Source organism: Butyrivibrio sp. NC3005 (assembly GCF_000424545.1).
GTDB lineage: Bacteria > Bacillota > Clostridia > Lachnospirales > Lachnospiraceae > Butyrivibrio.
In genome coordinates this window covers 1-12182 of the sequence record NZ_AUKC01000039.1, presented here as the reverse complement: position 1 = coordinate 12182, position 12182 = coordinate 1, and the positions used below count along the sequence as shown (strand labels likewise).

Genomic DNA, 12182 nt, shown 5'->3' with positions numbered 1-12182 from the left:
ATCCTCACTTACCGTAAATCATTACATTTTCTGCCAAAGCATCTGTAAGCTCAATTTTCCAATCCGCTCCCACAGCTGCATAAATTCTGTTTGACAGAGCTTTTATTCCATCTGCATAAATAACTACAATATCTTTTTCAACCACAACATCTATATGATATTTGGTTCCGCTTTCCAGCCTGATCGGCTGATTGTTAGGAAAAGCATTAAAAGATATATTATCATCCTGATTGTCGATGCTAAGCTTGTATTCTTCTCCGCTCTCAGGATTACTAAACACCAGGTCCATTCTGCCGGCTTCTTCCATATCAAGGTCAAAAGAGAGGTGACAAGTTTCCGGCACCTTCCCTAAATCCAGCGCTTTATTTTCAGAAGTGGCATTTAACAGTTCTTTTGTGAAATATTCATTATATTGATCAGGCATGCATACCCCAAGTCTGCCGTCTGATAATTGTCTAAGTTCATATACCAGGACACTTCCTGCCCATGTATACTTCAGGCTGTCTTTTTCTCTTTTTTTGCGGTCCAGAAAGCCTATAAGATACCTCTTACCCTTGTATTCACAAGACTTGGCTGCATAGAAGCCATTCCCATCGAAAGTATCAATCTCCTCTTTTTCCCATGGTCCAAAGAAATTATCCGAAACTCTGTAATAGACCACGTTGTTCCAACTAAATACCAGATAATACTTATTTCCCATTTGGAAAACATCCGGGCATTCCATAAAATACAGATCCCGACTGGTATAGAAATCTCCCTTAAAAGTCCAGTTCTCTAAATCCTGTGACTCGTAATATACTATAGCGCTCTCGTTTTCTTTTCTTGCTCCCACAAGCATCAGATAGCCATCATCGGTTCTGTAAACCTGCGGATCACGAAAATCGTTTGTACTATACCCTTTTGGTGCATGAATAATATTGTCATAGTCTTTGGTAAAGCTTTTGTTATCTTTACTTGTAGCATGTAACACACATTCTTTATCTAGTCCATATGTGTCGTAGTAATCATTATGTCCTGTGTAGAAACAGTGATAGTTTCCCTGTTCATCCCTGATAAAAGAACCGGTTCCTACTGCAAGATCCTGTATTTCTGAATCCTCTGCAAAAGGAAGAACTTCTCCTTTATCCTCAAAGCTTAAAAAATCCTTGGTATAAAAACGGTGAATGGGATGATATCCCACACCGTTATGATCTGTTTCATATAAATAATTCAGATATACTCCATTTTCTTCTGAAAGAGCCATTACATCTCCAACATAACTGTCCTCAGCCCTTGGAAAAAGAGTATCTGCATTTTGGCTATCAGCACATCCTGTGAGCATACATGCAAGAAGTGCTGCAATTATGGCAACTTTTCTTTTCATTTTTTAAAAAAGGGAGGAGAAAATCTCCTCCCTGCTCCCTACCTTTCCGGTTATATGAATTATTTATAGAACTCATCAAGATACTTCTGATAGATAGAGAGATACTTATCAAGATCATATGCATTTACCTGCTTGAGATACTCATCCCACTCAGCATCTGTAAGACCGTTCATAACGAAGTTACTTCTGCTGGAGTTGATATAGCTGATAAGATCTGTCTGGATAGTTGTAAGAGCCTCTGTATCATCAGCTGTCATAAATACGTTAGGATATACATACTTGCAGTTCATATCTTTTGTATAGTACTCCTTGATCCAGTCAAGACGATACTTCGCATCATCAGGGCATGTAACATATACGCCGTAGTACTCATCAAGGATTGCAAGAGGACCACCAACACACTCAGCCTCACGAACTTCTACAGGAGAAGCATCGCCAAGAGGTGCATGCTTGAGCATCTTGCCGCCGTTTGCATTTTTTGAAAGCTCGAAGATATCAAACTCATCATCCTCGCCATATGTTCCCCAGTTGTTCTGTGGTGACTGGAATGGATCATACATCTTATCAAGCCAAGCACATACGAATGCAGGGTTCTCGCACTTAGAAGTTACAACGCATCTGCCACGGTCAAAACCTGATGTGAAAGAGTAATTCATAGGAGTTACATTCTTAACATCAGCCTTAAGAGCTGCAAGTGGAACGAAATCTTCAAGGTTATCAATGTTAGCAACGTCCCATGTAAAGCAAACACCATATCTGTGTGACTTACCCTTAGCTACATAAGTTGACCAGTCCTGTGTGAAGCACTCAGGATCGATAAGTCCCTCTTCATAGAGCTTATGAAGCCACTGCATACCTGACTTGAAACCTTCCTGTGTTGCTGTGCAGATAACCTTCTTGTCATCTGTAACTGCAATGTGCTGTCCGATATCATTGTCACCGTAACCTTCGCCAAAGCCGTTAATAAGAAGGCTTGGATCCTGATCGTTCATGATGCATGACATAGGAATGATGTCACCCTCAATACCAAACTTAGCCTGAAGCTCTGAAGCATGCTCCTTGAATGCCTTAAGTACTTTTTCGAATTCATCAACTGTTGTAGGAGTCTTAAGTCCGAGGAAATCAAGCCATTTCTTGTTGATGTAAGTGAAGTTATTACCTACTGTCTGGATAGCTGTCTTGTTAGAACCAAGCTGCTCAATCCATGGAAGTGCCCAGATGTGTCCCTCGGAGTCCTCACACATTGCGCGGTACTCTGGATACTTATCAAATACTGCCTTAAGGTTAGGCATGTTCTTGTCAATGTACTCTTCTACAGGAAGGATAACTCCCTGATCAGCATATCTGATAAGGTCTGAGTTACTAAAGCTTGCATTAAATACAAAATCTGTAAGTGTGTTCTTGTTAGCCATGTTGAGCTTGATCTTGTCGCCCCACTGATCATTTGAAATAGCTGTCCAATCAACATGTACGTTTGTCTCTTCCTCAAGTCTCTTGAAGATTGTTCTGTTGTTAGGTTCTGACTCAGTTCCTGACGGATAGCTGATTGTACCTGTGATAGTAACCTTGTTTTCCAGCGGAAAGCTGATATCATCCGCTGAAACTGATGCTGCCCCACTGCCTGAAGCACCTTTTCCGCAACCTGTCAGAACACTGGCTGACATTGTAAGAACAAGTGCTGCTGAAAATAACTTTGTTACCTTCTTCTTCATTTTCCCTCTCCTTATAAAAATTCTTTATTATCTCCTGTTGCCAGGGGAAGTTCTGATTGTTTAAGCCTCTCAGCCTTTAACTGAACCAACCATGATTCCTGAATCAAAATACTTCTGGAAGAATGGATACATTACTATAAGCGGTAAGCTTGAAATAATGATGGTTGCATATTTAAGAAGTTCTGCAAGCTGTGCTCTCTGAGCTGTACTCTGCATATCTGCTATCATTCCCGGATCTGGTTCATTCTGGATGAGGATAGCCCTAAGAACCAGCTGAAGAGGCTGCTTATCTGCCGAATTCAGATAGATCATTGCATCAAAGTAGCTGTTCCACATTCCTACAAACTGCCACAATATCAGCACTGCTATAAGTGGTGTGCACACAGGAAGAAGTATTCTGAAGAAGAACACCAATTCATTAGCTCCATCCACATCAGCAGCTTCTCTAAGTTCGCTTGGAATACCTTTGTAGTAAGTTCTTGCGATGATCATGTTCCATACGCTAAATGATCCCGGAAGAATTACAGCCCACATGGAATCAAGAAGTCCCATGTTACTGATAAGAAGGTATGTAGGAATCAGTCCTCCGCCAAAGAACATTGTGATAATAAAGATTGCGTTAAAAAACTTCTTACCTTTAAAATCATCTCTTGACATTGGATACGCACACAAAAGTGTTATAAATACAGAAATAACCGCAAATAATACGGAATATATAATTGCATTTCTAAATCCAATCCATATCTGAGAATTGGTCATAACTCTCTCATAAGCTGTAAGAGTCCATTTACTGGAATCAAATACTATTCCTTTGTTCTGAAGTGTTATAGGATCCATGAAGGAAGCTACAATAATATAAACTACAGGGCCTATGATAGCGATTACAAAGGCTGCAAGTAGAATATAACCAACCAAAAGAAATGCTTTATCTCCAATGGAAGCTCTGGCAAATTCGCTTTTTTTAATATTTACTGTCTGTTGCATTTCGCTCCCCCTTATAGTCCCTGACCATCGTTAAGCTTCTCAACAACCTTATTAACCACTATGAGAAGAATTACATTTATGATCGTATTAAATAATCCAACCGCTGTTGAATAACTGTAATCACCATTCAAAAGACCTTTTTTGTAAACATAAGTAGCTATGATCTCAGATGAAGCAAGGTTCATATCTGACTGAAGTGCATAGGCCTTTTCAAAGCCGATACTCATAATGTTTCCTGCCTGAAGGATGAATTGGATAACTACCATATCCTTGATAGCCGGCCACTCTACTGCCTTGATCTGTTGCCAGATATTGGCTCCATCAATCTGTGCTGCCTCTTTGAGTTCCTTGCTGGCATTTGAAAGAGCTGCTGTGTACATGATTGATGCCCAGCCGGCGCCCTGCCAGATACCACTTATGATGTAGATTGGTCTGAATGCTGCAGGGATTGTCAAAAAGTTGATGTTCGTTCCCAAAAGCATGTTGAATGGTCCTGTAACCGATAAAAGAATCCTGACCATACCACAGAGGACTATGACAGATATGAAGTTTGGCATATACAGAACAAGCTGTATCTTCTGCTTAATCCTGCTACTAGCAATCCTGTTAAGTAGAAGCGCCAGTATTATCGGCATTGGAAATCCCCATAACAGACCAAAAATACTCAGTTTAAGTGTATTTGCAAGATATTGCATAAAATCGGGTGATGATAAGAACTGTTCGAAATACTTAAGTCCTACCCATTCACTCCCCAATATTCCTTTAAATGGGTTGTATTTCTGGAAAGCAATCAGAATGCCTCCCATCGGAATGTACCTGAACACTATTGTCAGTAACAGTGCTGGCCCCAGAAAGAACACATATAGTTGCCAATGCTGTTTAACATATACTAGGGTGTTATGCATCGAATTATCTTTTACCTTTGTTTTCATGTAACCCTCCCAACTTTTACATTTGCACAATTCTCATTTGCATATGTAAAATATAGCACCTATATTTTCTGCTGTCAATATAATTATTTTACATTTGCACAATAATTTTTTACATTTGACACTTTGATTTTTACATTTTATAATGAGATAGGTGTCAAAAAGTCATAAATACCTACTATCTGGGGCATACCCATCTTTTGACACATTCATATTTTATTTAGAAAGTGGAGACTACATTATGCCAGCAAAAGTCACCTTACAGGATATAGCAGATGCTCTTGGAGTATCCAGAAATACCGTATCCAAGGCTATAAATAACACCGGAGTTTTAGCTGAAGCTACCAGACAGAAAGTTTTAGAGAAGGCTATCGAAATGGGATACAAGCAATTTTCTTATGCCAATTCCATTTCAGACATTACAAATCCTTTCAGTTCCCAGCCCAAGGCTTCAGGAGAGATTGCTCTCTTTTCAGGCAATTTCCTTAATAATTCTCACTTTGCTTCTACCATGCTGGATAAATTTCAATATGAAATTTCTCTGCTTGGTTATAGCCTGACAATGCACCGGGTTGATCATCAGAATATAGAGTCAAGAACTCTTCCTCTCTCATACAGACCGGATAACACCAAGGCTATTGTATGCATCGAAATGTTTGATCACTCCTATTGTGAAATGTTGTGCAGCCTAGGATTACCTGTTCTCATGATAGATGCTCCCGTTGCAAGCTACTGGAGACCATTAAACGCAGATGTTCTGCTAATGGATAATTTTTCCAATATATATACAATCGTTAATGACATGAGCAAAAAGGGAATTACCAAGATAGGATTTGTAGGCCAGGTCACACATTGCCGTTCTTTCTACGAGAGATTCATAGCCTTTAGGGAGGCAATGTATATCAATAATCTGAACTTTGACGAAAAATATTGTCTTACAGAGGTTCATCCTCACGGATTAGAATATAGAGAATACTTATTCGAAGCTCTTACGAAGATTCAAGAAATGCCAGAACTCTTTATTTGTGCCAACGATTTTGTAGCTCTCGATCTGATATCCGGCCTCAAGAGAATGGGAATAGAATGTCCACGTGATATCAAGATATTCGGTTTTGATGATTCCCCCGAGTCCAAGATCATGTCTCCTTCTCTCTCAACCAGCCACATACACAGCCAGATAATCGGTTATTCAGCTGCCAACCTTGTAATCTCAAGGATTGAGCAGCCTGATCTCAATTACAGGATAACCTATACAGAGACTGATCTTATTTACAGAGAATCAACACAGATGTAATAAAATGCAAAAAAGCCTGCAAGCATCAGGATTTCTCCCAATGCCCGCAGGCTCAATAACTTCTTATCTGCTACCGCACGCATGATTCCGGTGATGTAATCCAAAACCACGAATGCCAGAAATCCATGTTCTTTTTCTGAGCATCTTTGAGATCAAGCAGATCTCCGCTCATTTTCTCCGCAAGCCATTCACCGAAGCTTAAACGTACATTATAATAGGCGCACTCATATCATGCATAATACTGTGCCTGTGCATTCCAAAGTTTGAAATACTGGCCATCTGTTTCTTCTACCAGCTTAGAGTGTGCGCCCTTTTGCACGATTTGTCCCTGATCAAAAACTGTTATTTCATCGCAGAACTGACAGGATGACAACCTATGACTGATATATATGGCTGTTTTATTTTCGACCATATTACTGAAGTCTTCATAAACCTGTGCCTCAGCCAAAGGGTCTAGAGCTGCCGTAGGCTCATCAAGAATAATCATAGGCGTACCTTTGTAAAGAGCTCTGGCCAAAGCAATCTTTTGTGCTTCTCCTCCTGATACTTCCACTCCATTTTCCGAGATATCTTTATACAAATATGTATCAGGTCCATTCTCCATAGACTGATATCTTTCGTAAAATGATACTTTTTTCATACACTCTTCAAGCTTCTCTTTATCGTAACTTGTATCCGCTGCGATGTTCTGCCCCAAAGTAAATGCAAAAAGTTTAAAGTCCTGAAAAACAAATGAGAAGAGTTTTAAGTATTCTTCATAATCGTACTTCTTAATATCAATACCGTTTAGGAGTATCTCTCCTTCCGTCGGATCATACAATCTGCAAAGCAGTTTGACAAAAGTAGTTTTGCCGGCTCCGTTCGTTCCTACAAATGCCTGCTTTTTCCCTATACTTAGTTTTGTATTTATGTTCTTTAAAGCATATGTATCACTTCCCGGATATTTGAAGGAAACATTTTTAAATTCAATACTATAATCATTCTCACCATTGTCACAAAAATAGTCTTTGGGAACCGGTAATTTCCCCTGATACTTATTATTGGGAATATCAAGATATTCAAACAGTTTTTCCAAATGCCTTGTATATACTTTGTTTTCAGAATAAATCCATGTGAGCAAACCCACGCATCCCACAAGTTCAGTAAGTGCACCTACGTACTGCACAATACTTCCAACATCAAAAGCTCCCGTAGAAGCTTTAGCAACCACGAACAAGTAGCATAATGCGTTACAGATTCCCTGAGCAAAATAGAGCCGTCCCTGACAAAAACTCATTTTTCTAAGAAATGCATTATCACTTCGGTTATGCTCTTCCATTTTTTTCATTTCTCTGTCAGCGATTTTTTCCTGGCCATAAATTCGTACATCCTTCGCTCTTGCAGTACTGTTATATAGCTCATGTCCATAAAACATAAAGGCTCTGTTATACCATACCGTTCCCTTGGTCCACTGCTCAAAAACCACATTTTCTTTGTGTGTCAGGTAGTTGTTAATAAACCCAAAAAAGACGAGCACGATAATGATTCCCAGTACCCAAAGCTTAGAATCTATAATACTGTCCCCCGACTTTGACATAAAAAGAGAAGCTGTCAAGGAGATGGAAGCAACAATTCCAACTATTACTTTTACAAGGCTCGTTGTATCCCAGATGAGCTGCACTAACCCATTTCCAAACATAAACAGATTTTCTTCTGCTTTCTGCCTCATTTTCTGAATCTCTTTATTTTCTAGAATGGCGTAGTCCATGCTCATTTGTTTATCTGAGAAGATCTTATTAAAGTAATTCCACATTCCGGATTCTTTGTCATTGACGATCTTATCCATTATGTTCTTTATCATGGAGAACAACAAATGAATTCCTATTACCAAAATTACATAAAGGATAAGTACATTCTGTCTCCTGTCATTCATTAGTTCATTGATAATTCTTGCAGAAAACCAGACTGTTACAAACGGAGAAAAGGTTTCGAGCACAGCTGCGATTGTTTTCGCCCTGACAAGCCCCGGTACATATTTATTTAAAAGAGCATAACCGCGTTTGGTTATCTCAATTCTCTTTTGAATCTTCATCGGTGCTCTCCTTTCCTTCTCTATAATATTTAGCCTGAGTTTCAAACAGCTTGTTGTATATGCATCCTTTTTTAAGAAACTGGTCGTGAGTCCCTTCTTCCACAATCTTTCCATTTTCTATAAGCAAAATACGATTGCAGAATCGTGTAGATGCTAATCTGTGAGAAATAAACACTGTAGTTTTATTCTTCATGATTTCATCGTATGACTCATATAAATTGTTCTCCGCTATGGGATCCAACGCTGCTGTCGGTTCATCCAATATAACAACCGGAGCCTGCTTATACAGTGCTCTTGCAAGTAGTAGCTTTTGTATCTCTCCACCGGACAGATTGATACCATCATCCCAAAATGCTCTGTCAAACTTGGTCTTGATTCCATTATCCAGGGCCGATATCTTCTCCCACAGCCCCGCCTGTTTTAAGCATTTTTCTACCAGTTCTGAATCTGCTTTTTCTTCCGTCTCTTCCGCTATAATTTCTTCAATTGTTACCGGCAAAACAGAGTAATCCTGAAAAACAGCACCAAAGAGTTTATAGTACTGAATTCGGTTAAGGTCTTTTACGTCAGTTCCATTGTACAATACCCGGCCTTTGGTAGGGTCTGTCAGCCCACAGATGAGCTTAGCAAGCGTCGTCTTTCCCGCACCATTTAATCCAACAATTGCAAGGTGCTCTCCGGCTTTTATATTAAGGTTCATATCCTTGATAATAGCTTCACCGTCATCAGTATAGCTAAAGCTAACATTTTCAAAGGTTATCACTCCCGGAGCATCGGTTTTCTCGACAGGAATTCCATCTTCCCTTTTATAGTACTCTGGATACTCCAGATAAGAACGGAAACGGTTCATTGCCATGCTTAGTCTTTTAAGATTATTCATCTGTCCAAGAATACTGCTAAGCCAAACTGAAAAACCGGCAACCAGATTGAAATACAAAACAAACTCAGCTACAGTTATCTGATTTTTCCATATCATTCCAATCAAAACTATATAGGTTATTCCCTCTCTGATAAATGTCAGGCCGCTGTCTACTGCAGATACTCCAAATAATTTTGCAGTGTATCTGCGATACCAGGAAAGAAGTCCTGTCATGTTCTCTTTGTAAATCTGATCCATCCAATCAGTCATATGGTAAAGCCTAATATCCTTAGCTGCCTGAATATCGTCTGATGCGCGGATGATATACTGCATCCGTTGTTCATATCCGACTTTTTCCTCGTTATTTGTATCAACCCACTTTAACAATCTTCTGTTTAAGATGAAGCTTATAAGCGTAGTTGCACACAAAAACAAAATCAGTAGCGGATTCAGGCTCATCAGAATACCTGTAAATGCCACAAACCCTGCTAAATTTGAGAAAAATAACACTGCCGAATCATAGGTCTGTGCATAATATGAAAAATTGCCATTGCAGCTTGAAAAGCTTTCACTCTGCAATTTTCTGAAATGCTCATTCTCCTGATTCCTGTAATCTGTCGTAAGTCCTTTTCGAGAAACCATCTGCAGGAAAAAGTCATTCATTGTAAACTTGTTCCAATAGATCAGTTTATCTAAATACTTCTGCAGGCCTGTCAATATAGCCAGAGATAATGTAAATGCTGCCGTCACTAATAGCAGATTCATCATTTGGCTTTTTCCAGTAATCATTTCTATTACTGTTTTTGGCAAAAAAGCCGTAATCACCGGAATAAGTGCATTTATCGCGATAATGCATGAGCAATATACCAAAAGCGGAGGATACTTTTCTTTTGTAACCCTCACACAGTAGGCCAGATTTTGCAGGATTGTATACTTTTTATCTTGATTCATCCCTTTGTCCTTTCGAATTTCTTATGCTTGCCTCAATATACCACAAATAAAAAGCCACTCACGTTTTTTTCGCGAGTGGTCGTAATATGCACCTGAATGGCATTTAATTCATAGGCAATAATATTTCTGTAGCAAATACACCATCCTCATGCTGACGGTTTATAAATCCGTTATTCTTTTCTACTATATAATCAATACGTGAGAGTCCAAATCCATGATTATCTCCACCCTTCGTCGATAAATACTGATTCTTTTTGCCCTTTTTGGTTTTCCCGTTCATAGAATTATAAACAGATATGTATAACTGCTCTTTCAAGATACCGACAAATATTCTCACAAATCTGTTGGAATCCTGTTCCTCACGCATTACTGCTTCCATTGCATTATCTAAAAGATTTCCGATGATTGTACATAAATCTATCTCTGAAACAGAAAGTTTTTCAGGAACAATAGCTTTTGCATTAACCTCTATACCTTTTGAGTTCATTACAGAGATTTTACTGTTTAGTATTGCATCTACAATTACATTTCCGGTCTTTATGACTGTATCTACAGTTGTCAGATCAGCATTCAGATTCCATAGATACTCCCTGGTCTTCTCTTCATCCCCGCACAAAGCGAGCAAAGTCTGAATATGATTATGATAATCATGTCTCCAACCGCGCATAGTTTTATAAATATGCTGAACTTCTTCACAGTGTTTTTTAATCAAGTCAGATTGATATTCAGCGATACGTCTGTCTATCATTCTTCCAAATAGCCTATCAAATAAATTCATTGCCTTTTATATCTTTCCTTTAAAATACCGGATAACTGCAAGATTCACTTCGTTATATTTTCGCCTGGACAGTGGCACTATTTCATCGTTTTCCAAAACAATTTCTGTTTTGCGGATTTGCTTAACCCTTTCAAGATTGACAAGATAAGAACGATGCACTCTAACAAACTGCTCTCCGAAACTTTTCTCCAGTTCAGTTATGGATACTTTTTGTTCAATCGAACCGCCTGTTGTATGAATCACGCAGGAATGCGAAAACACTTCAGCATATAATATATTTCTTAAATTTAGCCTGAGAGTCTCGCCCTTTTCCTGCAATATGATATAAGGTTCAACCAACCTTATACGCTCTATTGCCTTATCCATAGCTTTATAAAATCTATCTCGTTCCAAAGGCTTCATTAAGTAATGAATAGCGTCAACATCATATCCTTCTGCTATAAAATCAGGAAAACCTGTAACAAAAACGATTTGCAACTCGCTGTTACCCATCCGAAGTTTTCTGGCAAGCTCCACCCCATTCATTTTTCCCATTTCAATATCAAGAATCAAAACATGATAATCTTTTTCGTCGGCATATTGAAAAAGAAATTCCTCCGCCGAAGCGAATGAGTGAACTTCAGTTGCTCTGTTATTTTGCTGTGCCCATGTATTCAGGAAGCCTATGACATAGGCCTGATCTGTCTCATTATCATCGCAAACAGCAATCTTATATTTCATAAGCTTCTCCTTTCCATGAACTGTTTACTCTTATAAATGTTGCAAACACTTCATAAAGAAGATCTGTCTAGCTCAGTTCCCTAGAATCACTGATATACTCCTTTATTGTCTGCCTGACTGTATCCACGGGCAAGCCCGTGGGGTTCTGATTGGCAAGTGTAGCTTGTAATCGTACATCATTTTCAGACTTTGGAGTTACAAGTGTAAATCTGTTTAAATCAGGACTTTTATTACCAAGCAGTCCAACGACCACATTAGCGGTAAATTTTTGCTTTTAAGCAAGGAAGTACAGTCAATCTCCCTGATTATTAAGTTGTTAAGCTATTTTAATTCCACTGTTTAATATTTTAAGTTTATTAGCCTTAATCCAAGTGATTAAGTTTTTTTCTCTGTTGTATTGTTCCTCAAATTTTGTATTGCATTTATTTTTATCTATATCATGCGTCATATGATCATAGCAGTATAGCAGGAACGATGAATACCAATCTCTCTGTACTTCAGTACCATCATGTAGTTTAAAC

At 38.8% G+C, this 12182-nt stretch carries 10 protein-coding genes and 1 pseudogene; 1 reads left to right on the top strand and 10 read right to left on the bottom strand.

Annotation, left to right across the window (positions count from 1 at the left end; genetic code table 11):
* Positions 1–4 precede the first annotated feature (4 nt).
* The 4 genes from G634_RS0110850 to G634_RS0110835 all read right to left on the bottom strand — a co-directional run bounded on the left by G634_RS0110850 (position 5) and on the right by G634_RS0110835 (position 4991).
* A complete protein-coding gene (locus G634_RS0110850) occupies positions 5–1363 on the bottom strand; it encodes a glycoside hydrolase family 32 protein (protein ID WP_026505314.1) in 1359 nt (452 codons plus the stop codon).
* A gap of 59 nt (positions 1364–1422) precedes the next feature.
* On the bottom strand, positions 1423–3075 hold the full coding sequence (locus G634_RS0110845) for an ABC transporter substrate-binding protein (RefSeq protein WP_026505313.1): 1653 nt from the start codon (positions 3073–3075) through the stop codon (positions 1423–1425).
* Between the two features lie 69 nt (positions 3076–3144).
* Positions 3145–4059, bottom strand: coding sequence for a carbohydrate ABC transporter permease (locus G634_RS0110840; protein ID WP_035799737.1), 915 nt, complete (start codon positions 4057–4059; stop codon positions 3145–3147).
* Between the two features lie 11 nt (positions 4060–4070).
* A complete protein-coding gene (locus tag G634_RS0110835) occupies positions 4071–4991 on the bottom strand; it encodes an ABC transporter permease (RefSeq protein WP_026505311.1) in 921 nt (306 codons plus the stop codon).
* Between the two features lie 238 nt (positions 4992–5229).
* On the opposite strand from G634_RS0110835, the gene G634_RS0110830 reads away from it, so the two are divergent.
* Positions 5230–6282 (top strand): LacI family DNA-binding transcriptional regulator, encoded by a 1053-nt coding sequence (locus G634_RS0110830; RefSeq protein ID WP_026505310.1) that lies wholly within the window; start codon positions 5230–5232, stop codon positions 6280–6282.
* On the opposite strand, the gene G634_RS22130 is transcribed toward G634_RS0110830, so the two are convergent.
* The 6 genes and pseudogenes from G634_RS22130 to G634_RS21460 all read right to left on the bottom strand — a co-directional run.
* The gene (locus G634_RS22130; protein WP_196805348.1) at positions 6258–6392 is read right to left on the bottom strand and encodes a hypothetical protein; all 135 of its coding nucleotides are present in this window, start codon (positions 6390–6392) and stop codon (positions 6258–6260) included. The two genes, G634_RS0110830 and G634_RS22130, sit on opposite strands and share 25 nt — an antisense overlap.
* A gap of 119 nt (positions 6393–6511) precedes the next feature.
* Positions 6512–8353 carry an ABC transporter ATP-binding protein gene (locus tag G634_RS0110825; RefSeq protein WP_026505309.1) on the bottom strand — a complete coding sequence of 614 codons (1842 nt, stop codon included), beginning with the start codon at positions 8351–8353 and terminating at the stop codon, positions 6512–6514.
* A complete protein-coding gene (locus G634_RS0110820) occupies positions 8331–10163 on the bottom strand; it encodes an ABC transporter ATP-binding protein (protein ID WP_026505308.1) in 1833 nt (610 codons plus the stop codon). The genes G634_RS0110825 and G634_RS0110820 overlap by 23 nt, the downstream gene beginning before the upstream one ends.
* Positions 10164–10266: 103 nt before the next feature.
* The gene (locus G634_RS0110815; RefSeq protein WP_026505307.1) at positions 10267–10941 is read right to left on the bottom strand and encodes a sensor histidine kinase; all 675 of its coding nucleotides are present in this window, start codon (positions 10939–10941) and stop codon (positions 10267–10269) included.
* A gap of 6 nt (positions 10942–10947) precedes the next feature.
* On the bottom strand, positions 10948–11661 hold the full coding sequence (locus G634_RS0110810) for a LytR/AlgR family response regulator transcription factor (protein WP_026505306.1): 714 nt from the start codon (positions 11659–11661) through the stop codon (positions 10948–10950).
* 316 nt (positions 11662–11977) lie between these two features.
* A pseudogene (locus tag G634_RS21460) lies at positions 11978–12182 on the bottom strand (hypothetical protein); the annotation flags it as partial.